Genomic DNA, 24,226 nt, shown 5'->3' on the forward strand with positions numbered 1-24,226 from the left:
GCCCGCCGACGCCCGTGGCCCCGGGGACGCCCACGGCCCCGGCGGCGCCCGCGACCCCGCCGACGGTGACGGCGGTCTTCGTCAGGACGTGTGCGGACAGTTGCCCCGGTACTCCTCGATGGTCAGGCTGGGGCGCGGCAGCGGGCACAGGAACTGCTCGTAGCGGGTGTCGTTGTCGATGAACCGCTTGAGCCACGAGACGCTGTACTTCGCGATCGTCGTGTTGGACGTGTTCGGCGCGAAGTGCGTCGCGTTGTTCAGCTCCAGATACGCCCTGTCGAGCGTCGACGGCAGGTTCTCGTAGAACGGCTCGGCGTGCGAGGAGACCGGTGCGACGGAGTCGCCGTCGGCGCCCACGATCAGCGTGGGCGTCCGCAGTTCGGGCCAGGTCTTGTCCAGGTTCCACGGGGTGAGCGGGATCGCCGCCTGGAGCGACGGGCGGCTCTTCGCCGCCTCCAGGCTGCCGCCCCCGCCCATCGAGTGGCCCATCACCCCGAGACGGCTGCTGTCGATCCGTCCCCTGACGGCGCTCCGCTGGGTCAGGTAGTCGAGCGCCGCCAGGAGTTGACGGCCCCGGCTTTCGGGCTGGTCGAGGGTGGTGAGCGTGTCGATGGTGAACACGACGAACCCCTGCGAGGCCAGGCGCGGGCCCAGCCAGGCGATGGACGACTGGCGCGCGGTGTACCCGGGGGAGACGGCCACCGCGCCGAAGGTGCCGTCGCTGGTGGAGGTGGGGTAGTAGATCGTGCCCCCGCCGAAGCCGGTGACGGCGAGGGACGAGACGCTCGTGTCGGCGACGGTGTAGGGGCCGCGGGCCGCCTCGATGCTCGCGGTGGTCGGCGCGGGGCCCCGCTCGTACGGATTGTCGGCGGCGGCCCGCGCGTCGGGCGCGGCGGCGGCGCCCAGCGTGCCGACGGCGGCCAGGGCCACCACTCCGGCCAGCAGGGAGCGGAGGCGACGGCGACGGCCGGTCCCGGCGGGGCGTTCGGGGGTGCCCGCGGTGACGGTGGTGCGGCTCTCGGACATGTGCTGCTGCACGGTGGAGTCGTCCTCTCGATCGTGGGGGGACGGCGGGGAGCGGGGGGCGGCGCGCGACGCGGCGCCCGCCCGCCACAGCCGTGTGCGCTGCGGGTCAGCGGTGCCACTGTCGCGGCGCGTCCGGCGCGCGGGCATCGGCGGAATCACCTGTCTCCGGCGGCCGGCGGGATCCGTCCCGCGGTGCGCACGGCGGCCCCTCCGGCGGGCGGCACGATCCGTTCTCCGGGAGGTGTCAAGATCAGGGCCGCGCCGCCGACCCCTCCCGGTGCCGGGAACCTTCGGGCAGAATCGCCCTCGAACGCAGGGCCGCCGCGACGGGGTCGCCGGAGGCGGCGGCCCGGGGGAGACTCATGACCATCACCGGCACACAGGTTCCGGGCCCGGCGGGCATCCCGCTGCTCGGTTCGATGCTCGACCTGAAGAAGGACTCGCTCGGCACGTTCCTGCAGGCACACCGCGACCACGGCGACGTCGTCCGGGTCACCGCCGGGCCGCCCGGCCTGCGGGCCGAGGTGTACGCCGTGTTCTCGGCGGAGGGCGCCCAGCGGATCCTGGCGACCGATTCCGCCAACTTCCGCAAGGACAACACCTTCTACCAGGAGGTCCGCGAATCGTTCGGCAACGGCCTGCTGACCAGCCAGGACGAGGACTACCTCCGCCAACGCCGGCTGGTGCAGCCGCTGTTCACCCGCCGCCGGGTCGACGGTTACGCCGACGCGGTCACCGCCGAGACCGCGACGATGACGGCCGCCTGGCGGAACGCGCCCGACGCCACCGTCGACGTCGTCGCCGAGATGACCCGGCTCACCCTGCGCGCGGTCGCCCGCATCCTCTTCGGCACCGACGTCGAGGCCGCCGTCGACGTCGTGGAACGCTGCTTCCCCGTCATCGGCGACTACGTCCTGCGGCGCGGCTTCTCCCCGGCCAACCCGCCGCGCCACTGGCCCACGCCGGGCAACCGCCGGGCGGCCGCCGCGACGAGCGAGCTGTACGCGGTCTGCGACCGCATCATCGAGGAGCGCCGGGCCGACGCGGGCGCCGCGACCGGCGACGATCTGCTCACCCTGCTCGCCCAGGCCGGCGACGACGAGGACAGCGGCCTCGACGCGGCCGGGATCCGCGACCAGGTGCTCATCTTCCTGCTGGCCGGTCACGAGACCACGGCCACGTCGCTGGCGTTCGCCCTGCACCTGCTGGCGCGCCACCCCGAGCAGCAGGACCGCGCCAGGGACGAGGTCGGCCGCGTCCTCGCGGGACGCACCCCCGAGGCGTCGGACCTCGACAAGCTGCCCTACCTCGGCCAGGTGCTCAAGGAGTCCATGCGCCTCTACCCGGCCGGCCCCGTGATCGGCCGCCGGGCCGTCGCCGCGACCGAGATCGGCGGCCATGTCATTCCCGCAGGAGCCGATGTCGTCGTCGCCCCGTGGGTGACGCACCGGCACACCCGTTACTGGGACGACCCGGAGCGCTTCGACCCCGAGCGGTTCACTCCGGAGAACGAGAAGGACCGCCCCCGGTACGCCTGGTTCCCGTTCGGAGGCGGTCCTCGCGCCTGTATCGGCCAGCACTTCTCGATGCTGGAGTCCGTACTGGCGCTCGCGATGATTCTTCAGGAGTACGAGTTGGCGGCGGTCGACACCCACGTGCCCGTCAGCACGGGCATCACGCTGCGCGCGGAAGGCCCCGCGCGCTGCGTCCTGCGCCCCCGCGGCTGACCGCCGGGCGGCCCGGCCGCCCGGGCCGCCGAGCCGTCAGGCCGTCAGGCCGTGGCGTCGGCCAGCCACAGGTCCGGGCCGAACACCTCGTACGTGATGTCGCGGGCGGACACCCCCGCCCGCAGCAGCTGCTCCCGCGCGGCCCGCATGAACGACAGCGGGCCGCACAGGAACACGCTCGCGTCGGTGGGGACGTCGACCCCGTCGAGGTCCATCAGACCGGTACGGGTCTCGGGCTCGGCGCCGGTGCCCGTGTCGCCGGACGCCTCACCCTCCTCGTACCAGAACACGGCACGGGTGCCCGCCAGTTCGGCGACCAGGCGGCGCGTGTCGGAGCACAGCGCGTGGTCGTCGGCCGAGCGGTCGGCGTGCAGCACGGTCACCGGGCGGCTGGAGCCGGTGGCCGCGAGGTGCTCCAGCATGCCGACCATCGGCGTACAGCCGATACCCGCCGAGACCAGCACCACCGGCCGGTCCGCCTCGTCCAGGACCACATCGCCGAACGGGGCGGAGAGGGTGAGCTCGTCACCCCGGTGGACGGTGCGGTGCAGCAGGTTGGACACCTCGCCGTCCGGGGCCTGGTCGCCGTGCACCCGCTTGACGGTGATCCGCCGCAGGTCGTCACCGGGGGCGGACGACAGGCTGTACTGGCGCAGCTGGTGCACACCGTCCGGCATCCGCACCCGCACGCTCACGTACTGGCCGGCCTTGGCGCGCGGTGCGGGCGCGCCGTCCGAGGGGCGCAGCAGCAGCGACACGGTGTCGGCCGTCTCGTCGCGCCGCTCCACCACGGTCCACCGCCGCCACGGGTGCCCGGGCCGGACCTGCGCCTCCAGGTAGAGCCGGGCCTCCTGCGCGATCAGGGCCCCCGCCATCAGCCAGTACACCTCGTCCCAGGCCGCGGCGACCTCGGGCGTCACCGCGTCGCCCAGCACCTCGACGATCGCGCCGAACAGGTACTTGTGCACGATCGTGTACTGGTCGTCCGTGACGCCCACCGCCACGTGCTTGTGCGCGATCCGCGACAGCAGCGCGTCCGGCCGGGCCTCCGGGTCCGCCAGCAGCGCACCGGCGAACGCCGCGATCGAACCGGCCAGCGCCCGGCGCTGCGCGCCACTGGCCTGGTTGCCCCGGTTGAACAGTCCGTCCAGCAGCTCGGGACGCTCGGCGAACATCGTGGCGTAGAAGCGGGTGGTGATCTCGTCCAATGCCCCGCCCACGGCGGGGAGAGTGGCCCGGATCATCGAGGCCGAGTCGGCGGAAAGCATGGGACTCCTAAGAAGGCGAGGCGGGTGATGCTGATCGCCGCTGAAACGCAGGCAAGCCCTGTGTACCAGCGGCCCTATGGGGCGCAGGGCGTTCGGCGGAGGATGCGGGACCAAGGTCCCGGGTATGTGCCCCGACCGGCTCCGGCGCCGCCGCCGAACCCGGGACATGAGGCCCATGCGCCTCCCTCCGCCCGCTCTCCCTCACGAGCGGGGCGACGGGTGGGCCGGTCACCCGGGGACGATCGCCACCGGGCAGTGCGTGCGGCCCAGGACCGGGTCCGCCACGCCGCCCAGCCGCCGGGCGGACCGCCCCAGAACCAGCAGATCGCTCCGCGCCGACGCGTACACCAGCGCGTCCGCCGCGCCGAGCAGCACCGCCTCCTCGTGCACGGTCACCTCCGGGTACTTCTCCCGCCACGGCGCCACGGCGTCCGCCAGCGTCCGCGTCTCCTCGGCCTCCCGCGTGGCCCGTGCCGCGCCCGGCACCCGGAACGGCAGCGGCGCACGGCCGGCCACCGGTGACGTCGGCCGCCACGCGTGCACGGCCCGCAGCACCGCGCCCCGGCGGCGGGCCGCCTCGAACGCGAAGTCCACCGCGGCGTCCACCGGGTCGTGGACGTCGAGGCCGAGCGCGACCTGCCGGGGCCGCCCGTGCGCGGGCACCGCGCCCGGACGGGCGCCAGGACCGCCGGTCACGTGGCCGTGGCCCGGAACCCCGCCGGGCACCAGCACCACGGGGCAGGGGCACACCTCCGCCACACCCCGCGCGACCGAGCCCACCGGCAGCCCCGTGAACCCTCCGGCGCCCCGCGTGCCGAGCACCACGAGCGCGGCCGACCGGCCCTCGCCGGTCAGCGCGGCCACGGGCGCCCCGGTACGGCGTACCCCGTCGACCCGTAGGGACGGGAAACGCGCCCCGAGATCGGGCAGGACGTGCCCCGGCAGGGGCTCCGGCCGGTACGGCCACAGTTCGGCGAGCTCGTCGGCGGACAGCGACGACACATGGACCACGCGCAGCGGCAGCCGGCGCAGCGCCGCCTCCGCCGCCGCCCAGTACACGGCGAAGTCACTGTGCGCGGAGCCGTCGACTCCGACCACCACGGCGCGCTCCATGTCCGTATCCCTTCCTCGGCGTCACCCGCCAGCGTCGGTGCGGCCGTCGCCCCCGCCACAGGGCCGTACGGCCCGCGGAGCGGCCCGGCGGGCCCCTGGCCCCGTCGCGGGTGCGCGAGGAGCCTGACGGCGAGAAGCCGCTCCGCGCCGCGCGGAAGCCGGCAGAGGTACTGCGTCGACCTATGGAGGCAGGGGACATGCGTCGATCGGTGATCGTGGGCGTCGACGGCTCCGCGGAGAGTCTGGCCGCGGCACGGTGGGGCGCGGACGAGGCGGTACGCAGGGACGCGCCGCTGCACCTGGTGCACGCCTGGCGCTGGCACCCGCACCCGTCGGGTGCGGCGGCCGCGGGCGCGACCCAGCGGTACTGGGCGCAACTGGTGCTCCGCGAGGCCGAGGAAGCCGTCCGCGAGACCCACCCGGACCTGCGCGTCACCGACCGGCAGATGTCCCGGACTCCGGTGTCGGCCCTGCTGACGGCCGCGCTCGACGCGGAGGTGCTCGTCCTCGGCTCGCGCGGGCTCAGCGGGCTGACCGGCTATCTGGTCGGCTCCGTCGCCGCCGGGGTCGTGGCGCGGACACCGTGCCCCGTGGTCCTCGTCCGGGCCGGCGAGCGGACGGGCCCGGGCAGCGGCGGGCGGGTCGTCCTCGGACTGGACCTGGCGCACCCGTGCGACGAGCTCCTGGCGTACGCCTTCGACGCCGCCGACCGGCGGGGCGCCGAGCTGCGGGTCGTCCACGCCTTCGCGCCGGGCGCGGCCCGCCCGTACGACGACCCGGAGCGGTTCCTGTCGGCGGTGCTGGCGCCCTGGCGGAGCAAGTACCCGGACGTCACGGTGACGGAGACGGCCGCACCCGGCCGGGCGGCGAGGCATCTGCTCGACGCGGCCGCCGGGGCGTCCCTGCTCGTGGCGGGCCGCCGCGCCCGTCCCGGTCCGATCGCCCACGCCCTGGTGCACCACGCGCACTGCCCGGTCGCCGTGGTCCCCCACGACTGACCCGGACGCCGACGCGCCGATGGGGCCAGCGCCCCATCGGCCAGTGCCCCATCGGCGCGTCGGTCGAGCGTGGTGGCCCCCGCCGCCCCCGGCCTGCCGTTGACACCGTCGGCGAATCTCCCGTGCCGACGGAGGTCGGTGATCGCTAGTGCCGTATCAAGCGACATCGGCCCTGGTCGACGCCCGGCGGTGTCGGCTCGATCGAGCCGATGCGGCAGATGCGCGGCACCCGTCCGGCTCCGGCGGGGCCTCTTCGGCGTCGATGTCTCGTGACCGATCCACGCCTGCCTGGGTCACGCCCCCAGGTCCTCCGTCACGGGCAGGCACTCGGCGAGCAGGTCGACGATGTCGCGCCAGGCTCGCCGCGCGTGCTGTGGGTGGTAGCCGACACCGGGGACCACGGGGTGGTCGACCGGCGGGTGGTGGAAGGCGTGCAAGGCGCCGCCATAGACGGCGAGGCGCCAGTCGACGCCCGCGGCCTGCATCTCCGTGGTGAACGCGTCTCGTTGCGCGGGCGGCATGATCGGGTCTTCCGATCCGACCCCGGCCCACACCGGGCAGCGGATGCGCGCCGCCTCGCCCGGCCGGCCCGTGGTAGTCGCGTTGACTGTCCCGATCGCGCGCAGGTCGACGCCGCCTCGCCCGAGTTCCAGCGCGATGGCGCCCCCGGTGCCGTAGCCGATGGCGGCGATCCGGTCGGGGTCGGTCCGGGGCTCGGTGCGCAACTCGTCGAGTGCCGCGTGGCCGATGCGCCGCATCCGGTCGGGATCAGCGAGCAGTGGCATGCAACGGGCCAGCATCTCCTCGGGGTCACCCAGATAGCGCCCGCCGTGAAGGTCGAAGGCCAGCGCCACATATCCCAGCTCGGCGAGAGCATCGGCCCGGCGGCGCTCGACGTCGCTGAGCCCCATGCCCTCTGGCCCGAGCAGCACCGCGGGCCGGCGGTCGACACCGGCCGGGAGCGCGAGGTGCCCGATCATCGTCAAACCGTCGGCCGGGTACTCGACCGTACGCGTCGTCATCGTCGTCATGAGACCGGACTGTAGTGATCGTCGAGCCCGGTCCGGTCGGTGTTCCGCCGCTGGCAGAACAGCGTGGGCGCCTCTGGAACACGGGACGGGCCCGGCGCTCATGGCGCGCGTGCGGGGATCCGCCCACCGTGTCTACCGTTCCCCGGGGGTGTCCTCCGGGCGCGCGGCCAGGCGGTTGACGACGCCCACGACGCCGTCCACCCGCCAGGTCGCTCCGATGAGGGCGGCCGCCTCGGAGCCGTGGGCCAGCGAGCCCTCCAGGGTGACCAGGCCGTCCCGTACGGACACCCGGACACCGCCCGGCGGCGGCACCGTCAGCGTGCGTGGCACGACCTGCTCGGTGACCTCCGCGCGGATCTCGTCGTCGCTGCGCAGGAAGACGCTCAGCAGGTCCCGGCGCGTGGTGATGCCGATCAGCCGGTCCTCCTCGTCCACCACGGGCAGCCGGGCGATCCTGCGGCGCTCCATGATGCGCGCCGCGTCCTCCACCCGCTGCTCGGGGTGGACAGTGACGGCGGGTGACGACATCAGGTCGGCGGCGGTCGCCGCCGCCGGGCCGGGGCCCGCCGGGTCGTCGTCCGCTGCGGTCGTCGCCGTCCGGTGCCGTGTCAGGTCGGTCTTCGACACCACACCCACCACCTTGTCGTCACCGTCGACCACCGGGATGCCCCTGATCCGGTGGGCGGCCAACAGCTCGGCCAGCTCCTCCAGCGGCGTGTCCGGCCGCGCCTGCACGACCTGACGGGTCATCACTTCCCCTACGGTGCTGGGCTTCACCGACGGCTCCTCCTCCCCGGCCGTGTCGTTTCGGTCCTCCGGCGGTCCTCCGGCGGTCTTCCGGCAGTCTCCCGCCCGGCGCCTCCGGTGGGCAGGGCCTGTGTTCCCCGCGACGGCGGGCGACCGGCCCCACGCCGCCCCGGGCCGTGCGGCTCACCTGGTGTCGCTGTCCTGCACACCGCTCTGCGCCGCCCGGCCGGCCTCCAGCCGGGCGACCGGTACCCGGAACGGCGAGCAGGAGACGTAGTCGAGGCCCGTGTCGTGGAAGAAGTGCACCGAATCGGGGTCGCCGCCGTGCTCACCGCACACCCCGATCTTCAGGTCGGGCCTGGCCGCCCGCCCCTCGGCGACGGCGATCTCCACCAGCCGCCCCACACCCTCCCGGTCGAGCGTCTCGAACGGGGACACCTGGAAGACGCCCTTGTCGAGATAGGCCGAGAAGAACGCGCCCTCGACGTCGTCCCGGGAGAAGCCCCACGTCGTCTGCGTCAGGTCGTTCGTGCCGAACGAGAAGAACTCCGCGTCCCGCGCGATGCGCCCCGCCGTCAGCGCCGCCCTCGGCAGCTCGATCATCGTGCCGACCGGGCAGTGCAGCGCCACACCGGACTCCTCCGCCACCTCCGCCAGCACCCGGTCCACCTCCTCCCGCACGAGCCGCAGCTCCTCCACCGCGTCCACCAGCGGAACCATGATCTCCGCGCGGGGCGTGCCGCCCGCCCGCGTACGGGCCACGACCGCCTCGGCCACCGCCCTCACCTGCATGGCGACCAGACCGGGAACGACCAGACCCAGGCGTACGCCGCGCAGGCCTAGCATCGGGTTGGTCTCGTGCATCCGGGTCACGGCCGCGAGCAACTCGGTCTCGTGCGCGTCCGGTTCCCTGCCGACGGCCTGCTCACGCGCGACCTGGACGGCGAGTTCCGTACGGTCCGGCAGGAACTCGTGCAGCGGCGGGTCGAGCAGCCGGATCGTGACCGGAAGCCCGTCCATCGCCTCCAGGATGCCGGTGAAGTCGGCGCGCTGCAGCGGCAGCAGCGCGGCCAGCGCCGCCTCCCGCTCCTCGTCGGAGTGCGCGAGGATCATGGACTCGACCAGCGCGCGACGGTCGCCGAGGAACATGTGCTCGGTACGGCACAGGCCGATGCCCTGGGCACCGAACCGGCGGGCCCTGGCCGCGTCCTCGGGCGTGTCCGCGTTGGCCCGTACCTCCAGCCGCCGTACCGCGTCGGCCCGCCGCATGAGCCGGTCCACATGCCGTACGGCCTCCTCCGCCTCGTCCTCCGCGCCGGCCGTGGTCCCGCCGGCCTCGAACCAGCGCATGACGGCCGAGTCGACCAGCGGCGCCGAGCCCGCGTACACCCGGCCCTCGGACCCGTCGACGGAGATCACCGTGCCCTCCTCCACCACGGTCCCGTTCGCCGTGAACCGGCGTCCGCGCACATCGACGGTGATCTCCTCCGCCCCGCACACGCAGACCTTGCCCATGCCGCGGGCCACCACGGCCGCGTGACTGGTCTTGCCGCCCCGGCTGGTCAGCACCGCCTCCGCGGCCACCATGCCGGGCAGATCGTCGGGGGTGGTCTCCGGCCGGACCAGCACGACCTTCTCGCCGCTCGCGGCGCGCCGCACGGCCTCCTCCGAGTCGAACACCGCCGCGCCCACGGCGGCGCCCGGCGACGCGGGGACACCCCGGGCGAGCGGCTTCCCGATACCGGCGGCCCCGGTGTCGAAGCGGGGGAACATCAGCCGCGCGAGCCCTTCCCCGTCGACCCGCCGCAGCGCCTCGTCCGGAGTGATCAGGCCCTCGTCGACCAGCTGCGACGCGATCTGGAACGCGGCCTGCGCGGTCCGCTTGCCGACCCGGGTCTGCAGCATCCACAGCGTGCCGTGCTCGATGGTGAACTCGATGTCGCACAGGTCCCGGTAGTGGGTCTCCAGCCGCTCCAGATGGCCGCGGAGCTCCGCGTGGCTCGCCGGGTCGAGCCGCTCCAGCTCGGCGAGGGGGATGGCGTTGCGGACCCCGGAGACGACGTCCTCGCCCTGTGCCTCGGGCAGGTAGTCGCCGTACACGCCGGGCCGTCCGGTGGCCGGGTCGCGGGTGAACGCGACCCCGCTGCCCGAGTCGGCGCCGAAGTTCCCGAAGACCATCATCTGGATGTTGACCGCGGTCCCCAGATCGTCCGGGATGTGCTCGCGCCGCCGGTACAGCCGCGCCCTCGGCCGGTTCCAGGACGCGAACACGGCGTGGACCGCCCGGTGCAGCTGCTCGGCCGGATCCTGCGGGAACTCCTCGCCGGTCCGCTCCACGATCAGGTCCTTGAACGTCTCCACGACCCGGATCAGGTCACAGGTGTCCAGGCGCGTGTCGTCGGGGGCCTCGAGCTCCTTCTCGATCCCGGCGAGGGCCTCCTCGAAGAGGGAGGCGTCGACCCCCATCACCGTGCTCCCGAACATCTGCACGAGGCGGCGGTAGGAGTCCCAGGCGAACCGCTCGTGCGCGGGCGTCTTCGCGAGCCCCAGCACCGAGTAGTCGTTGAGGCCGATGTCGAGGATCGTCTCCATCATGCCCGGCATGGAGAACCGCGCTCCCGACCGTACGGAGAGCAGCAGCGGATCGTCCACCTGACCCAGCCTGCGGCCTGCGGCCCGCTCCAGCGCCGCCAGGTGCTCGCTCACCTCGCGGTCCAGCTCGGGCGGTGGCGCCCCGGTCTCCAGGAAGACCCGGCACGCCTCCGTCGTCACGGTGAATCCCGGAGGCACCGGCAGCCCCATACGGACCATCTCGGCCAGATTGGCGCCCTTGCCACCCAGGAGGCCGGCCATCTCCCGGCCGCCCTCGGCGAAGTCGTACACGTAACGGACCATGGCGGTGCTCTTCCTCCCGGAGGGACGGATGGCCGGCCGCTGAGACCGGAGCGACGGACCCGGGCACCGCGGTGCCGGCCGCTGCCACCACCGTCCAGACTGCCACCGCGACCCGCGTTCGTCGTCGTCTCCAGCCTCCTGCCGGCGGGCCTGGCGGGGCAGGTCCCCGTCGGTCCAGGACCCCGGGACGTTCGGCCCCGGCGTACGCGCGCCCTCGTATGGGCGCACATGCGGATACCCTGACCGGGGAGTACTGCGAGTGAGTGATCGAGGAGGGGCGCCGGGTGGACTCGGAGAAGCCGTTGTCGCGGATGCCTCAGATGCGGCTGGACGAACTGCTGGAGGAGCTGCAGGCGCGTATCAACGCGGCCCGCGGCACGCGTGACCGGGTGCACAGCCTGCTGGAGGCCGTCGTCTCGGTCGGCCGCGAACTCGACCTCACCCAGGTGCTGCGGCGCATCGTGGAGGCGGCCGCGCTGCTGGTGGACGCCCAGTACGCGGCGCTCGGCGTCATCGGCCCGGACGGCCGCACGCTGTCCCGGTTCCTGACGCACGGGCTCACGGACGACCAGATCGCCCGCATCGGCCCCTTCCCGGCAGGCCACGGCCTGCTCGGCGAGATCATCCGCCACCCGGAGCCGCTGCGCATCAAGGAGATCGGCGCGCACCCGTCGTCGTACGGCTTCCCCGCGCACCATCCGCCGATGCACACCTTCCTCGGCGTACCGATCCGCGTCCGCGACGAGGTATTCGGCAACCTCTACCTGACCGACAAGCGCGGCGGCCACGAGTTCGACGCCGAGGACGAGAGCGTCATCTCCACGCTCTCCGTCGCGGCGGGCGTCGCCATCGACAACGCCCGCCTGTACGAGAACTCCAAGCGCCAGCAGCGCTGGCTCCAGGCCAACGCCGAGGTCACCAACACGCTGCTGTCGGGCAGCTCCCGCCTGGACGTCCTCGGGCTCATCGCCCGCCGCGCCCGCGAGATCATCGGCGCCCGGCTCGCCGACGTGACGGTGCCCGTGCCCGGCACGGACGACCTCGTCGTCGAGCTCGCCATCGGCGCCGAGCACGACGTACGCCAGGGCCTCGTCGTCCCGATGGACGGCACCATCTCGGGCGCCGCCTACCGCGCGGGCACCCCGGTCACCTCCCACGACCTGCCGAAGGACGACCGCTACAACGCGGGACCCCGGCGCTTCGAAGGCCTCGGCCCCGCCGTGGCCGTGCCGCTCGGCACGAGCGCCGAGGGCACCCGCGGCGTGCTGCTGCTGGCCCGCTCCGAGGACGAGCCCGTCTTCTCCGAGAACGAACTTGATCCGCTGCTGGCCTTCGCCGGTCAGGCGGCCCTCGCCCTGGAACTCGCCGAGCGCCGGCGGGACGCCGAGCAGCTCACCCTGCTGGAGGACCGCGACCGCATCGCCAGGGACCTGCACGACCTCGCCATCCAGCGGCTCTTCGCGACCGGTATGACCCTGCAGAGCGCGGCCCGGCTCGTGGAGAACCCCGGTGCCGCCGAGCGGGTCTCGCGGGCGGTCGGCGACCTCGACGAGACCATCAAGATCATCCGCTCGACGATCTTCGGGCTCCGCACCCGGGACGAGCAGGCCGGGCCCAGCCTGCGGGCCAGGATCGCCCGCGCCGTCGGCGAGGCCGCCGGCACGCTCGGCTTCCCGCCGAGGCTCAGCATGGAGGGCCTGCTCGACACCGACGTGGTGCCGGAGATCGCCGACCACGTGATGGCGGCGCTCAGCGAGATGCTCAGCAACGCGGCCCGGCACGCGCACGCGACCCGCGTGGAGGTGAGCGTCCAGGCCACCACGAAGGACGTCGTGCTCACCGTCACGGACAACGGCCGCGGCATCCCCGCCGAAGGGCGCCGCAGCGGCCTGAACAACCTCGCGGAACGCGCGCGGAGCATGGGCGGCACCATGGAGATCCAGGCCCCCGAGGACGGCGGCAGCCGCCTCGTCTGGCGCGCCCCGCTGACCCGCCCGTAACGCCGCCGTTCGTCCACGGCGGGGGAGGGCGGCGTCCGGCGCCACCCGAGACCGGTCGGTGAGCGGTGACACGGCCGGTCGGGCGACCGCCCCAGGGGTGTGGTTCGGTAACGCCCGGTGGGGCGCCGAGGGGTCGCCGCCCGACCGGCGGCTCGATACGGCGAGCGGCCGGGCGCGAGCCCGGAGCCGGATCGCCCGGCGGGTCCGCGTGCGGGCCGGCCGGTCCGTGGACATCGGGCCCGGGAGCGGCACCGGACCGGGCCGTGGCGGTCAGACGCGCGCGGCGGGGCCGTGGCCCGCGCCGGGCGTCGAGCCGTTCGTGGCCGCCGCCGGCTCCGTCACCAGCTGGAAGCCGGTCACCAGATCCGGCTGGATCCGCAGCGCGTGCTTCATCGACTGCGCCACCCACGGCTGGAGCTCCCGCTCATACCGGTCGAGCTCGACCGGGTCGGAGACCAGCCGCGCGTACCCGGTGACGACGACGCTCCAGCCGAGGTGCGTCTCCGGGTCGATGATGTCCGCCTCGTACGCCACGACGATGCCCGGCGCGCCCGAGGGCGCCGCGATCGACGCGAGCGTCGCCCCGTCGTGCAGCCGCACGACGATGTCCTCGCCGTCCATGACGTGGTTGACCGGCCGGATCGCCGGCAGGGCCTGCTGCGTGAACACGATCCGTCCCAGGGACACGGAGCCGAGCAGCCGCAGCGCCTCGCCGCGGCTCAACTGCGTCATCCGGCGGGGAGCCGCGTCCCGGTGGCGAAGCTCCACCGGCTGCCGCGCGGCCTTGTCGTTCATGATTCACACCCTTTGCTCTGCCCACAGCAAGGGTCCCCGGGCGGCGGCCGCCCGCGACAGGGCCGAACGGTCCTTTCCGGAGGACCTGTTCCCCGCCACTCCGGAGGATTTGTTCCCCGCCACCGCCGGTCAGCCGAACCCGCCACCACCGTTCGGACCCGCCGCCACCGCTCAGGTGAAGGAGCACGGCACGGAGCGGTGCACCCCGAGCGTACGGATCACCCGCCCCGGCCGTCGCGGCACCTGGCACAGCCGCAGCCGGGCACCGGCCTCGGCGCAGCGCCGCTGCAGGCGCAGCAGCAGCTCGACGCCCGAACTGTCGCAGAAGGTGATGCCGGACATGTTCAGCAGCAGCTCCCCCTCCCGGCCGCCGGCCGGACGGCCCAGTACCAGCCGGTCCTCGACCAGCCGTTCCAGCGTGGGGCCGATACGGCCCGCCGTGTCGTAGTCCAGCTCCCCGGACAGCGCGACCGTCACCGTGACATCGTCCAGCCGCTGTTCCGTCAAGGCGATCGGAGTCGTGCGCATCGGATGTCTCCCCGGGTGCGTACAGCGCGAGTACTCCGCCGGACCGGTCCGGGCGGCGACCGGTGGCGTCGCCCGATTCCACCAGCGGGGAACGGCGTACGGCAGGTCCGCAGGCCCCCGGCGACGGGCCGAAGGTCCCCTGCGGCGCACGCCCCCGGAGCGCGGTGCGCCCACCCGGCGCACATAGGGCCGTCCGGCCCTGTCCGTTCGCCTCTGTGCCGAGGCAGGATGTCCCTGGTGCCCGCGAACGTGGGCCGATCCACGGATACGGAGTGAGTGATGACGGACAGCGGTACTGACCCCGGTGCGAAGGCCCCGGTCAGTGTCTTCCTCCTCGACGACCACGAAGTGGTCCGTCGCGGCGTGCACGACCTGCTGGACGCCGAACCCGACCTCACCGTGGTCGGCGAGGCGGCCACCGTCGAACAGGCACTGGTGCGCGTTCCCGCGCTGCGCCCGCAGGTGGCGGTGCTCGACGTGCGACTGCCGGACGGCGACGGCGTCAGCGTGTGCCGGGAGCTGCGCTCCCGCATGCCCGACCTCGCCTGTCTGATGCTCACGTCCTTCGACGACGAGGAAGCACTACTCGACGCGATCATGGCCGGTGCCTCCGGCTATGTCCTGAAGCAGATCACCGGCACCGACCTGGTGAACGCCGTGCGGACCGTCGCCTCGGGCCAGTCCATGCTGGACCCCGGCGCCACGGCACGCGTCATGGCCCGGCTCAGGGGCGGCGGCAAGCAGGAGGAGCAGCAGCAGGGGCTCCCCGGGCTCACCGACCGCGAGCGGGAGATCCTCGCGCTCGTCGGCGAGGGCCTCACCAACCGGGAGATCGGCAAGCGGCTGTACCTGGCCGAGAAGACCGTGAAGAACAACATCTCGCGGCTCCTGGCCAAGCTCGGTGTGGAGCGCCGTGTGCAGGCCGCCGTGATCGCGACCCAGGCGCTGGGCACGCAGAACGAAGGCGGCGGCCAGCAGCCGCGGCACTGACGGTCGAAGCGCGACGAGACACGCCGACGAGCGACCAGCGGAGAGGAGGGGGCGGGGCCGGTGGCCCCGCCCCCTCCTCTCCTTCGTCCGGTCTCCTGCGTCCTGTCGCCTTCTCGTCGTTCTCAGCCGTGCGGGACCACCGCGACCGGGCAGGGCGCGTGGTGCAGCGCCGCGTGCGCGACCGACCCGATCCGCGCGCCGATCGGCGCGCGGCGCACCCGGCGGCCCACCACGAGCAGCTCGGCGCGGGACAGCGCCGACAGCAGGACCTGCCCGCCGCTGCCGATCTCGACGTGCTCGACCACCGGCACATCGGGGAAGCGCTGTCGCCACGGGGCGAGCGCCTCCTCCAGCGCCTTCCGCTCGAACGGCTCCAGGCCGCCCGCCTCGTCGGCGAGCCGCATCGACCCGGGGCTGTAGGCGTAGAGCGGCGGCAGGCTCCAGGCGCGAACCGCCCGTACGGTGGCGCCCCGCGCCGCCGCCGCCTCGAACGCGAACCGCAGCACGGCCTCGCTGTCCTCCCGGCCGCCCTGCTGGCCGACGACGATCTCACCCGCCCCGGGCTCCGGCGCCCGCTCCCGGTCGGCGGGCCGCTCGGCCCGGACCGCGACCACGGGCCGCTCCGTCGCGGCGATGACCTGCTGCCCGTACGAGCCGAGCAGGAACCCGACGAGGGCGCCGTGGCCGCGCGAGCCGAGCACCAGCATCTCGGCGTCCTTCGCCGCGGCGAGCAGCGCGGGGACCGGGGTGTCGGACACCACGTCGGAGGAGACCGTCAGCGCCGGGAAACGGCCCGACACCTCCGCCGTCGCCTCGTCCAGGACCCCTTGCGCCCGGCGGGCCTGCGTCTCCCTGTCCTGGGCGAGCGGTACGTCCAGCGGCTGCCACAGCCAGGCGTGCACCAGGCGCAGCGCCAGACCGCGGCGCGACGCCTCGGCGGCGGCCCAGCCGGCCGCCGCCAGGCTCTCCGGGGATCCGTCCACACCAACAGCGATCCGGCGAGTCATGGGGCTCCCTTGTTCGTAGGCGTTCGTGGCGTTCGTCGGCGTTCGTAAGGCTTTCGTCGGCACACGGAATCACGGGGCCGGTCCTCGGCCGGTCCGCCGCCCCCTCAGCATCGACGCACCGGCGTAGGAGGGCAGAGGGCCGGTAGACCCGACTTCCCCGCCCGTTGGGCCACAAACACGCGGGCACCGCCGAACGGTGTCCCGCCGCACGGGCATCACAGCCCGGCCCGCCCGGCCGCCGCCGACGACCACGGGGCATCCCGGTCGGCCGCCGGGACCGACGGCCCCTCGCCGGAAGGCTGGTACGGCCCGATCGTGGTACCCGGACACCCCGTCGGGTCCATGGCGCTTCCGCCCCGTATCGCACCGCACCCGGCGGGTGGATCCTGTAATCAGGGCCGACGCGCACATCGGTCCGACCGCCGTCCGACACGGTCGAGGAGGCCACCATGACCAGGACGCTGGAGTGGAAGATCAACATGGAGATGCTGGAAGACGAGGGGACCACCGAGGCGCGGGCGGTCCTGGACACCGGCACCGCGCGGCTCACCGGCCACGGCAACGCACGCCGCAACCCGGAGGACCCGGACGTCCCCATCATCGGCGACGAACTGGCGGCGAGCCGCGCGATGAGCGATCTCGCCCGGCAGCTCATGCGCATGGCCTACAAGGACATCGGCGAGTCCGGAGCGGGCATGTCGAGCGGCCGCGAGGAGGAGGAACGCGCATACGGATGGTCCGCTCCTCCGGGAGCCTGACCACACCGCTCAGCCGCCGCCCGGGAGGTCCGTCCGCCCGGGCGGCGGCGCGTCGGCACCGGGCGTGACATGCGCGACGGGCGCGGCGGACGGGGAGCGCGCGGCGGGGGAGGACGGCACCGCGGCGCGTGGCACCTCGGTGTCGTCATGCAGGTACGTGAGCCGGTCGTCCACGCCCACGACCCCGTCGACGGTCTCGCACAACCGCACCAGTACCGGCACCTGGCTCCGGTGCTCCAGCGTGCCGCTCAGCGTCACGCGCCCGTCGGCCACGTCGACGGTGAGCGCCGACGGCGACAGGCCGAGCGTCACCGTCAGCACGTCCTCGATGATCTCCTCCTGGATCGCCCGGTCCCGGCGAAGGAAGAGCTGGAGCAGGTCGCTTCTGCTCAGCACACCGATGAGCCGGCCGGACGCGTCCACCACCGGCAGCCGTTTGATGTGCTTCCTCTCCATCACCCGGGCCGCCCGCACCGCGCTCCACCCCGGCTGGGCCACGACGGCCGGGCTCGACATCAGCCCCGCCGCGTCGGCGGAGTCACCGCGCGCGGCCCGCCGCCGCAGCAGATCCGCCTCCGACACCACGCCCACCGGCCGCTGGTCCTCGTCGACCACCGGCACGGCGCTGATGCCGTACTCGTCCAGCAGCCGTGCGATCTCCTTGAACGGCGTGCCGGGCCGTACGGTGATCGCCTCCGGCGTCATCAGGTCGGCAACGGTGCGGTTCCTCATCGTCCGGTCGTCCTCTCGGATCCGCGTCGGTCAACCGGGCCGTTCGGCCCTGGTGACCGCAGAAGCGGGGTGCTTCGATGGAAGTGCGGAAAGGGCCTCACAAGGGCGAGGCGAAGCGGCTTTCGGGCCGCGCACCACGCGATCAGGATCCGCGAGAAGCGGGACAGCCCTTTCCGCAATTCTCTCTCTTCTCCTCTTCGGCCTTCTCCTCCTGGGCCTCCTCGGCTGCGGCCCCGTCGTCTCCGCCCCGGTTCAGACCCGGGGCGCGTTCGCGTGCGGCGCGTACAGGTCCAGCAGCCGGGTCCGTGTCGCCTGCAGACGGTGGGACAGGATCTGCCCCACCCACTGCGTCACGGCCACCCCGAACCTCGGGTCCGACTCGCACAGCGCGCGGACCGTCGACGCGTCGAACTCGTATGCCCGCACCAGGCTCATCGCCTCCGCACCGAGTTCCCACTCGTACGGCGCAAACATCCAGGACAGCCCCACCAGTTCGCCATGGCCCAGCATCTCGATGACGGCGGCGCGATGCCCCGGCACCTGGGCGTCGAGCGTCACCGCGCCGGTCCTGACGACCCAGAAGCGATCGGCGGGCTGGTGCTCGTCGAAGAGCCGGTGGCCCGGCTGGAAGGCCACCTCTCTCGCCAAACTCATCAGCCGCTCCCTGTGCGGCACGGGCAGAGCGTTCACCTTCGGCGCTGTGGTCTTCATGTGGCCTCCTCGTCAACCGCGCCGGCCGCTCGACGGCCGCACCGGCGCAGGGCGCGGCACCGCGCCGTCCCGCGCACGCGGGCGGGCAGCGGTCCTCGCCCGGGCCACCAGCGTCGGCCGCCGTGGCACCGGGCCGCAGGGGCCGCGCGGGGCACGCCCGGGGGACCTACCGGCCCTTCCGTCGACGTCCCGTTCGGTGCGACCGTGAATTCGAGCGTACCCAGCACATCGCTGAAAGGTGGTGCGGAGATGGAGCCACCCCTGGTCGTGGGCGTGGACGGCTCCGAGCCCAGCCTCCGGGCGACCGACTGGGCCACGGACGAGGCCGTGCGTCTCGGGCTGCCGCTGCGCCTCGTGCACGCGTCCCTGTGGGAGCGGTACGAGGGCCCCTCGGTCGCCGAGGGAGTGCGGCGCCCCGACGAACGCGTCCTCGTGGAGCGGATCCTGACGGCCGCCGAGGAGCGTGCCAGGCGGCGCGCCCCCGACCTCGCCATCGAGTGCGACATCCTGCCCGAGGACACCGTGGGCGCCCTCCTGCGTGAGGGCAGGCTCGCCAGGGCCCTGGTCACGGGGGCGCGCGGACGCGGCGGGATGGCCGCGCTGCTGCTCGGCTCCGTGAGCCTGTCCGTGGCGGCCCGCGCCGCCTGCCCCGTGATCGTCGTACGCGGCGACGAGGCGAGCGTCGCCGGGACGCACGGGCGGGTGCTGCTGGGCGTCGGCGACGCGGACGTCGACTCGACCGCGGTGCGGTTCGCGTTCCGCGAGGCGGAGGCGCGGGACTGCGTCCTGGACGTCGTGCGCGCCTGGCGCAGCCCGGTGCTCGACGCCGCCGACCACGTGCTGTTCGGCGGGGAACCGGCCCGCCGCCACGAGGAGGAGCGGGCCAGGGCCGTCCTCGACAAGGCGCTCGACATCGCCGTACGCGCCCACCCGGACGTCCGGGTACGGCGCGCCACCCCCGAGGGGTCGGTCGGAAAGGTCCTGGTGGCCAGGTCGGCCACCGCCGACCTGCTGGTCGTCGGCGCCCGCCGGCGCCAGGGCCTCGTCGGCCTGCAACTGGGCAGGGGCGCGCACACCGCGCTGCACCACGCGGCCTGCCCGGTCGCCGTCGTACCGCACGATCTGTGAAGGGACGGACGTGGTGATGATCGGACCTGCGCCCTGCACCGTGGCCGAGGTGATGACCCGGACCGTCGTCGCCGTCGGCCCGGACGCCCGGTTCAAGGAGATCGTGGCCGCGATGCGGCGCTGGAACGTCACCGGCGTGCCCGTCCTGGAGGGCGAGGGGCGCGTCGTCGGTGTGGTGTCCGAGGCCGATCTGCTGCCCAAGGAGGAGCTCCGCGACGAGGTTCCCACCATGCTGGCCCAGCGGCTGCGGTTGCCGGACTACGCCAAGGCGGGAGCGGTCACCGCCCGGGAGGCCATGTCCAGCCCCCCGGTCACCGTGCGCCCCGGCGCCACGCTGTCGGAGGCGGCGGGCCTGATGGCCAGGCACCGCGTCAAGCGGCTGCCCGTGGTCGACGAGGACGGCGTGCTCCGGGGCATCGTGAGCCGCGCCGACCTGCTGAAGGTCTTCCTGCGGCCGGACCGGGACCTCGCGGCCCAGGTGCGCCGCGAGGTGATCGACCCGCTGTTCGCCGTGTCCCACCGCGACATCCGCGTCGACGTGGCCCAGGGCAGGGTCACGCTCAGCGGCCCGGTCCGTGACGCGGCGCTGATCCCGGTCGCCGAGCGCCTCACCCGGGCGGTCGAGGGGGTGGTGGCCGTCCACTGCGAGCTCACAGCCCCGCAGGCGGCACCAGCAGCCCCGGCGGCGGCCCCGCTCCGGTCGGCGGCCCCGGGGCGGACCATGGCACCGGAACCGGAACCGGAACCGGAACCGGAACCGGCACCACCAGCACCGGCGCCCCTGACCAGTCCCGCGCCGGCCGTCGAACGGCGGTGAGCGGGTGCGGGTGTGGGTCTCCGCCCCGACCCGGCCCCCTGCGCGGCAGACGCACACCGCGTCGACGAGGCCGATCCGCCGATCCGCATCCGCCGCGCCTGCCGCGCGGTCCGGCGCGGCGCCGCTCGCGACGAGGGCGAGCCGTCCGCGTGCGGCGCGGAGGATCCGCCATCCGGACGGCCGTGCGCGTGTGCGGGGGAGAGGCGGGCTGGTTAACGTGCCAACTGTCCGCCCCGCAGCCGCGGCACCCAGGACCCAGCGACGAAGGGACGGTGCGCCATGTCCGAACCCGAGCACCTGAAGGGTGACATCGGCCGCCGCGTGGCCGCGCGGCGGGAACAGCTCGGGCTGTCCCGGGAGGAAGTCGCCCTGCGGGCCGGCTCGGCGCCCGGGTACATCCAGTACCTGGAGGAGCAGACCGCCACCCCCGGTATGGGCTTCCTGCTGCGCCTCGCCGACGCTCTGGAGACCACCGTCGTGGCCCTGACCGGCGGCGGCGACGACCTGCCGCCCGGTGTCGGGCACGCGGCGATGCACCCGGAGCTGGTGGAGCTCGGTCCCGAGCAGTGCTGGCACCTGCTGGGTACGCACGGAGTGGGCCGCATCGCCGTCACCACGCACGAGGGCCCCGCGATCCTGCCCGTCAACTACCTGGTCGCGGGCGGAGAGGTGGCGTTCCGTACGTCACCGGACTCCGTGCCGGCCAAGGCGGCGGACGAGGAGGTCGCGTTCGAGGTGGACCACATCGACGAGGCGTCCAGCCAGGGGTGGAGCGTCCTGCTCGTCGGCGTGGCCCGCACGGTCACCGACCCGGACGGCGTACGGGACCTGGACGCGAGGGCGTACACCGCTCCCTGGGCCGGCGGCGACCGGAACCTGTGGGTGGCCGTGTCACCCCACCGGGTGACAGGGCGCCGGATCTTGGTCAGGCACCGGGCCTGAGGCGCCGGCGGCACCGGGCCTGAGGCGTCATGGGCGCGGCGCCGACCGGTCACCCGCGGCCCGGTCACCTGCGGCCCGGTCACCCGCCGACCGGTCACCCGCGGCCCGGTCACCCGCCGTCGCTCACGTCCAGCACCTCGGACACCGGCCTGCGCGGCGTCGCCGGGACCTCGGGGCCGTACCCGAACCGGATCAGCATCTGGACATGGCCCATGGAGGTCAGCGGGTCGCGTGCCGCCCAGCGCAGCTCGGGCCACTCCAGGGCGTGCGAGTTCAGCGTGGTCGACAGCCCGTCCAGCGTGGCCTGGAGCAGGACGCGTTCCATCGCCTGCCCGGCCGTCAGCCAGTCCACGGGACGGTCCTCACGCGTCCCGAGCACCGCCAGGCACGGCTCCCGCTCGAACGTGGCCGCCGGGCGGCCCGCCAGCGGCGCGTGGGCCGCGAAGTCCCGTACGGGCGCGTGCCCGTTGTACTGGTGCGGCCCGAACGCGTACGCCGGGATGCCCTCCGCCCGTGACGCGTCGTCGTCACCTCGGGTCCAGTGGGCGATCTCCCGCTGCAGCTCGGGGGCGAGCGCCTCCGCGTACTCGGCGTCGCGCACCAGCTCCAGGACGGCCGACGTCTGCCACGACCCGAGGAACACCAGCCGCGCGCCCTCGGCGAGCGCCGCGCCGCCGAGCTCGTCCCTGATCTCATCCGGTACGGGTTCGTCGCTGAACGGCGACCGGTTCGTACGGCGCCTGCGCAGCGCCGGATACAGCGCGGCCAGCGCCTCGTCCGGTGCCCCGTCGCCGGTGAACCGCACCTCGGCGAGCAGCTCCGGGTCGGCCGGGTCGGGCAGCGACGCGACATCCGTCGCCCAGCCGCCGTGCGCGGCCGCCACCCGCAGGTTGAACAGCGCGGCGGCGCAGCCGACGTACAGGCCGCGGTGCGTCGGGTCGGCGCGCGGCATCGTGCGGGCCGGGTCCATCCGCAGCCGCAGCGTGTCGCTGCCCCGCACGTGACGGAACAGCCAGGGCTGGGCGTTGTGCATGGAGGGAGCGGTGACGGCGTCCGCGACGAGGGACGTCACGGTCGCCACGTCGAGCGTACGAGAGGGCATGGCAGCCTCCGTCCGATCTGGCCTAGTCGTGGGGGACCACGGCGACGGGCGCGGCACAGTGATGGATCACCGCGTGCGTGACATGGCCGATGTGCGGGCCGACCGGCAGCCGGGCGCGGCGGCGGCCGACGACCACCAGGTCCGCGCCGGCTGCCGCGTGTATCAGCTCCGCGCCCGCCGAGCCGTTCACCGTCCGCTCGGCGACGCGCACCGACGGGTACCGCTGCCGCCACGGCACCAGCAGGTCGCCCAGGGTGCCCGCCATCTCCCGCTCGACCTCCCGGCCGATGTCCGGGTCGAACACGGACGCGTAGCCGTAGACGGCGGGCAGGGACCAGCAGTGCACGACTCGGAGGGTGCAGGCGCGGCGCTCGGCCTCCTGGAACCCGAAGGCGAGCAGCTCCTCGCAGGGGTGGAAGATGTCCACGCCGAGCACGACCTCGCCGTAGGTGTCGAAAGTCCGGCGGACGTCCACCCCGCCCGGCTCCGGCGCCCGTACCAGGACCACGGGCCGCTCGGCGGCGGCGACGACGGACAGCCCGACCGAGCCGATCAGGAACCCGAGGATCCCGCCGAGGCCCCGCGAGCCCAGGACCAGCAGCTCCGTCCCCTTCGCCTCGTCCCGGCGCCGCGCCTCGTCCGACAGCTCAGCCTCGGCCGACCCGCCCGCTTCGTCCGCCCGCTCCGCCTCGGCCGGCCCGCCCGCTTGGACGGGTGCGCTCGCAGCGGTCCGCCCGCCCGCCCCGTCCGGCTCCTCCGCCTCGTCCCGGCCCATCGGGCCCGTGACCTCAAGGGCCAGCGCGGCGGCCGCCCGGCCGGTCGGCGTCCGGGTCGCGACGGCCAGCCCCGGATGGCGGCTCCTGGCCCGTCCGGCGGCGGTGCGCAGCAGCTCCTCCTCGTGGTGCTCCTGGACGTCCGTGTAGGTGAGCGGGACCTCCGGCGTCGCGGGCCACTCCCGCACGTGCACCAGCCGCAGCCGGGCACCGCGCAACGCGGCCTCGTCGGCACCCCAGTCGGCGGCCGCGAGGCTCTCGGGCGAGCCGTCGACGCCGACGGTCACATCGCCTGCCATGGCCGGCACCTCCTCGGCGGCGTCCGTCACCGAACGCCGGTCAGGGAACACGGAACCATCGTTTCCGGCGACCGGCGAGCGTGGCAGGGGCCGTGCGGGTCCCGTAAGGACCGAACGGCCCCTGCCCCGGTCACCGGGGGCCGCCCGGATCGGCGGCGCCCATGTCCAGCCGGAACGGCGGATACTCGTCCGTCATCAGCCCGGCGTACACCGCGACGCGCAGCGTCCAGCGGTTCAGCCCGACGACGAGATCGTGCAGGTCCTTCGGGTACTTCTCGGTGAAGGCGAGGACGACGGCGGCGATGATCGCCAGCACGGTGATCAGCCCGCCCATCCACACCCCGGCCCGCAGCCCGCCCGTGAAGAACGCGATGACGATGTAGTGGGGGATGGCGAACAGCCACCACTTCACCAGGACCAGACCCCTGGACAGCCGCTCCGGGTACGCGATGACCAGCCGCGCCGGATAGTCCGGCTCGTCGCCGAGGCTGAACGGCGGATAGCGGTCGGTGCCCAGACCGCCGTACGCGTAGTACGACACCCGCCACGACCAGCGCAGCACACCGGCGTTGAAGTCGAACAGCGGGCGCGGGTAACGCTCGGTGAAGAGGATCGCGACGAACGCGACCACGCTCACCAGGACGAACCCGACCCAGAGGAAGGACAGGACCACGACGTGCGGGATCACCAGGATCCACTTCACCAGCCACAGCCAGCGCGACAGGGGGCTGTCCAGCACGGCCTCCACCCGTACCGGCGCGTAGCCGGGGGGCGGTCCCGCGTGCGGCGGGCCGGGCGGGGGAGGGCCCGGGGGCCGGGCGCCGGACGGATGCGTCATG

At 74.2% G+C, this 24,226-nt stretch carries 22 protein-coding genes; 8 read left to right on the forward strand and 14 right to left on the reverse strand.

From position 1 onward, the window contains the following. Positions 1-81: 81 nt before the first annotated feature. Positions 82-1,026 carry an alpha/beta hydrolase gene (locus tag ACGF5U_RS16270; protein ID WP_392714724.1) on the reverse strand — a complete coding sequence of 315 codons (945 nt, stop codon included), beginning with the start codon at positions 1,024-1,026 and terminating at the stop codon, positions 82-84. Positions 1,027-1,388: 362 nt separating this feature from the next. On the opposite strand from ACGF5U_RS16270, the gene ACGF5U_RS16275 reads away from it, so the two are divergent. Further along, positions 1,389-2,753 (forward strand): cytochrome P450, encoded by a 1,365-nt coding sequence (locus ACGF5U_RS16275; protein ID WP_392714682.1) that lies wholly within the window; start codon positions 1,389-1,391, stop codon positions 2,751-2,753. A 44-nt stretch (positions 2,754-2,797) separates the two neighbouring features. On the opposite strand, the gene ACGF5U_RS16280 is transcribed toward ACGF5U_RS16275, so the two are convergent. Further along, entirely contained in the window at positions 2,798-4,021 is a 1,224-nt protein-coding gene (locus ACGF5U_RS16280) for a globin domain-containing protein (protein WP_392714683.1), read from the reverse strand. Positions 4,022-4,249: 228 nt separating this feature from the next. Next, a complete protein-coding gene (locus ACGF5U_RS16285) occupies positions 4,250-5,134 on the reverse strand; it encodes a universal stress protein (protein WP_392714684.1) in 885 nt (294 codons plus the stop codon). Between the two features lie 197 nt (positions 5,135-5,331). On the opposite strand from ACGF5U_RS16285, the gene ACGF5U_RS16290 reads away from it, so the two are divergent. Further along, the gene (locus ACGF5U_RS16290; protein ID WP_392714685.1) at positions 5,332-6,132 is read left to right on the forward strand and encodes a universal stress protein; all 801 of its coding nucleotides are present in this window, start codon (positions 5,332-5,334) and stop codon (positions 6,130-6,132) included. A 293-nt stretch (positions 6,133-6,425) separates the two neighbouring features. Here ACGF5U_RS16290 and ACGF5U_RS16295 read toward each other — a convergent pair whose 3' ends face one another. From ACGF5U_RS16295 to ppdK, 3 genes are all read right to left on the reverse strand, one after another. After that, complete coding sequence (locus ACGF5U_RS16295; protein WP_392714686.1) at positions 6,426-7,163, reverse strand: dienelactone hydrolase family protein; 738 nt, start codon at positions 7,161-7,163, stop codon at positions 6,426-6,428. A 132-nt stretch (positions 7,164-7,295) separates the two neighbouring features. Beyond that, positions 7,296-7,940, reverse strand: coding sequence for a CBS domain-containing protein (locus tag ACGF5U_RS16300; protein ID WP_392714687.1), 645 nt, complete (start codon positions 7,938-7,940; stop codon positions 7,296-7,298). Positions 7,941-8,093: 153 nt separating this feature from the next. Continuing rightward, positions 8,094-10,805, reverse strand: a complete 2,712-nt coding sequence (ppdK, locus tag ACGF5U_RS16305) for a pyruvate, phosphate dikinase (RefSeq protein WP_392714688.1) — start codon at positions 10,803-10,805, stop codon at positions 8,094-8,096. Between the two features lie 311 nt (positions 10,806-11,116). Here ppdK and ACGF5U_RS16310 point away from each other — a divergent pair, with 311 nt between their 5' ends. Further along, positions 11,117-12,805, forward strand: coding sequence for a GAF domain-containing protein (locus tag ACGF5U_RS16310; protein WP_392714725.1), 1,689 nt, complete (start codon positions 11,117-11,119; stop codon positions 12,803-12,805). A gap of 270 nt (positions 12,806-13,075) precedes the next feature. Here ACGF5U_RS16310 and ACGF5U_RS16315 read toward each other — a convergent pair whose 3' ends face one another. Together ACGF5U_RS16315 and ACGF5U_RS16320 are read right to left on the reverse strand one after the other, a co-directional pair. Beyond that, the gene (locus tag ACGF5U_RS16315; RefSeq protein ID WP_392714689.1) at positions 13,076-13,600 is read right to left on the reverse strand and encodes a pyridoxamine 5'-phosphate oxidase family protein; all 525 of its coding nucleotides are present in this window, start codon (positions 13,598-13,600) and stop codon (positions 13,076-13,078) included. 171 nt (positions 13,601-13,771) lie between these two features. Continuing rightward, positions 13,772-14,128, reverse strand: coding sequence for an STAS domain-containing protein (locus ACGF5U_RS16320; protein WP_392714690.1), 357 nt, complete (start codon positions 14,126-14,128; stop codon positions 13,772-13,774). A 279-nt stretch (positions 14,129-14,407) separates the two neighbouring features. Between ACGF5U_RS16320 and ACGF5U_RS16325 the strand changes: the two genes are divergently transcribed. Next, positions 14,408-15,118: a response regulator gene (locus ACGF5U_RS16325; RefSeq protein ID WP_392714691.1), complete on the forward strand. Its 711-nt coding sequence runs from the start codon at positions 14,408-14,410 to the stop codon at positions 15,116-15,118. Between the two features lie 122 nt (positions 15,119-15,240). Here the strand turns inward: ACGF5U_RS16325 and ACGF5U_RS16330 are convergent, their stop codons facing one another. Then, positions 15,241-16,125: a universal stress protein gene (locus tag ACGF5U_RS16330; RefSeq protein ID WP_392714692.1), complete on the reverse strand. Its 885-nt coding sequence runs from the start codon at positions 16,123-16,125 to the stop codon at positions 15,241-15,243. A gap of 449 nt (positions 16,126-16,574) precedes the next feature. Between ACGF5U_RS16330 and ACGF5U_RS16335 the strand changes: the two genes are divergently transcribed. Then, positions 16,575-16,883, forward strand: a complete 309-nt coding sequence (locus ACGF5U_RS16335) for a DUF1876 domain-containing protein (protein ID WP_392714693.1) — start codon at positions 16,575-16,577, stop codon at positions 16,881-16,883. Between the two features lie 9 nt (positions 16,884-16,892). Here the strand turns inward: ACGF5U_RS16335 and ACGF5U_RS16340 are convergent, their stop codons facing one another. Continuing rightward, positions 16,893-17,615, reverse strand: coding sequence for a CBS domain-containing protein (locus ACGF5U_RS16340; RefSeq protein WP_392714694.1), 723 nt, complete (start codon positions 17,613-17,615; stop codon positions 16,893-16,895). 252 nt (positions 17,616-17,867) lie between these two features. Continuing rightward, complete coding sequence (locus ACGF5U_RS16345; RefSeq protein ID WP_392714695.1) at positions 17,868-18,326, reverse strand: Crp/Fnr family transcriptional regulator; 459 nt, start codon at positions 18,324-18,326, stop codon at positions 17,868-17,870. 249 nt (positions 18,327-18,575) lie between these two features. Here ACGF5U_RS16345 and ACGF5U_RS16350 point away from each other — a divergent pair, with 249 nt between their 5' ends. From ACGF5U_RS16350 to ACGF5U_RS16360, 3 genes are all read left to right on the forward strand, one after another. After that, positions 18,576-19,454 carry a universal stress protein gene (locus ACGF5U_RS16350; RefSeq protein WP_392714696.1) on the forward strand — a complete coding sequence of 293 codons (879 nt, stop codon included), beginning with the start codon at positions 18,576-18,578 and terminating at the stop codon, positions 19,452-19,454. 16 nt (positions 19,455-19,470) lie between these two features. After that, on the forward strand, positions 19,471-20,271 hold the full coding sequence (locus ACGF5U_RS16355) for a CBS domain-containing protein (protein ID WP_392714697.1): 801 nt from the start codon (positions 19,471-19,473) through the stop codon (positions 20,269-20,271). A gap of 279 nt (positions 20,272-20,550) precedes the next feature. Beyond that, positions 20,551-21,213, forward strand: a complete 663-nt coding sequence (locus ACGF5U_RS16360) for a helix-turn-helix domain-containing protein (protein WP_392714698.1) — start codon at positions 20,551-20,553, stop codon at positions 21,211-21,213. Between the two features lie 109 nt (positions 21,214-21,322). On the opposite strand, the gene ACGF5U_RS16365 is transcribed toward ACGF5U_RS16360, so the two are convergent. The 3 genes from ACGF5U_RS16365 to ACGF5U_RS16375 all read right to left on the reverse strand — a co-directional run bounded on the left by ACGF5U_RS16365 (position 21,323) and on the right by ACGF5U_RS16375 (position 24,225). Further along, complete coding sequence (locus ACGF5U_RS16365) at positions 21,323-22,315, reverse strand: Acg family FMN-binding oxidoreductase (protein ID WP_392714699.1); 993 nt, start codon at positions 22,313-22,315, stop codon at positions 21,323-21,325. Positions 22,316-22,337: 22 nt separating this feature from the next. Next, a complete protein-coding gene (locus ACGF5U_RS16370; RefSeq protein WP_392714700.1) occupies positions 22,338-23,387 on the reverse strand; it encodes a universal stress protein in 1,050 nt (349 codons plus the stop codon). Positions 23,388-23,517: 130 nt separating this feature from the next. Next, positions 23,518-24,225, reverse strand: coding sequence for a DUF4389 domain-containing protein (locus ACGF5U_RS16375; protein ID WP_392714701.1), 708 nt, complete (start codon positions 24,223-24,225; stop codon positions 23,518-23,520). Position 24,226: the final 1 nt, after the last annotated feature.

The organism is Streptomyces sp. NPDC047886, from assembly GCF_043204435.1.
GTDB lineage: Bacteria > Actinomycetota > Actinomycetes > Streptomycetales > Streptomycetaceae > Streptomyces.

Excerpts from the sequence above, each read along its gene's own strand:
- ACGF5U_RS16375 (WP_392714701.1), bottom strand. The coding sequence starts at position 24,225 with ATGACGCATCCGTCCGGCGCCCGGCCCCCGGGCCCTCCCCCGCCCGGC.
- ACGF5U_RS16270 (WP_392714724.1), bottom strand. The coding sequence starts at position 1,026 with ATGTCCGAGAGCCGCACCACCGTCACCGCGGGCACCCCCGAACGCCCC.
- ACGF5U_RS16355 (WP_392714697.1), top strand. The coding sequence starts at position 19,471 with ATGATCGGACCTGCGCCCTGCACCGTGGCCGAGGTGATGACCCGGACC.
- ACGF5U_RS16315 (WP_392714689.1), bottom strand. The coding sequence starts at position 13,600 with ATGAACGACAAGGCCGCGCGGCAGCCGGTGGAGCTTCGCCACCGGGAC.
- ACGF5U_RS16370 (WP_392714700.1), bottom strand. The coding sequence starts at position 23,387 with ATGGCAGGCGATGTGACCGTCGGCGTCGACGGCTCGCCCGAGAGCCTC.
- ACGF5U_RS16290 (WP_392714685.1), top strand. The coding sequence starts at position 5,332 with ATGCGTCGATCGGTGATCGTGGGCGTCGACGGCTCCGCGGAGAGTCTG.
- ACGF5U_RS16345 (WP_392714695.1), bottom strand. The coding sequence starts at position 18,326 with ATGAAGACCACAGCGCCGAAGGTGAACGCTCTGCCCGTGCCGCACAGG.
- ACGF5U_RS16310 (WP_392714725.1), top strand. The coding sequence starts at position 11,117 with ATGCCTCAGATGCGGCTGGACGAACTGCTGGAGGAGCTGCAGGCGCGT.
- ppdK (WP_392714688.1), bottom strand. The coding sequence starts at position 10,805 with ATGGTCCGTTACGTGTACGACTTCGCCGAGGGCGGCCGGGAGATGGCC.
- ACGF5U_RS16330 (WP_392714692.1), bottom strand. The coding sequence starts at position 16,125 with ATGACTCGCCGGATCGCTGTTGGTGTGGACGGATCCCCGGAGAGCCTG.
- ACGF5U_RS16360 (WP_392714698.1), top strand. The coding sequence starts at position 20,551 with ATGTCCGAACCCGAGCACCTGAAGGGTGACATCGGCCGCCGCGTGGCC.
- ACGF5U_RS16365 (WP_392714699.1), bottom strand. The coding sequence starts at position 22,315 with ATGCCCTCTCGTACGCTCGACGTGGCGACCGTGACGTCCCTCGTCGCG.
- ACGF5U_RS16285 (WP_392714684.1), bottom strand. The coding sequence starts at position 5,134 with ATGGAGCGCGCCGTGGTGGTCGGAGTCGACGGCTCCGCGCACAGTGAC.
- ACGF5U_RS16295 (WP_392714686.1), bottom strand. The coding sequence starts at position 7,163 with ATGACGACGATGACGACGCGTACGGTCGAGTACCCGGCCGACGGTTTG.
- ACGF5U_RS16350 (WP_392714696.1), top strand. The coding sequence starts at position 18,576 with ATGGAGCCACCCCTGGTCGTGGGCGTGGACGGCTCCGAGCCCAGCCTC.
- ACGF5U_RS16335 (WP_392714693.1), top strand. The coding sequence starts at position 16,575 with ATGACCAGGACGCTGGAGTGGAAGATCAACATGGAGATGCTGGAAGAC.
- ACGF5U_RS16320 (WP_392714690.1), bottom strand. The coding sequence starts at position 14,128 with ATGCGCACGACTCCGATCGCCTTGACGGAACAGCGGCTGGACGATGTC.
- ACGF5U_RS16275 (WP_392714682.1), top strand. The coding sequence starts at position 1,389 with ATGACCATCACCGGCACACAGGTTCCGGGCCCGGCGGGCATCCCGCTG.
- ACGF5U_RS16325 (WP_392714691.1), top strand. The coding sequence starts at position 14,408 with ATGACGGACAGCGGTACTGACCCCGGTGCGAAGGCCCCGGTCAGTGTC.
- ACGF5U_RS16280 (WP_392714683.1), bottom strand. The coding sequence starts at position 4,021 with ATGCTTTCCGCCGACTCGGCCTCGATGATCCGGGCCACTCTCCCCGCC.
- ACGF5U_RS16340 (WP_392714694.1), bottom strand. The coding sequence starts at position 17,615 with ATGAGGAACCGCACCGTTGCCGACCTGATGACGCCGGAGGCGATCACC.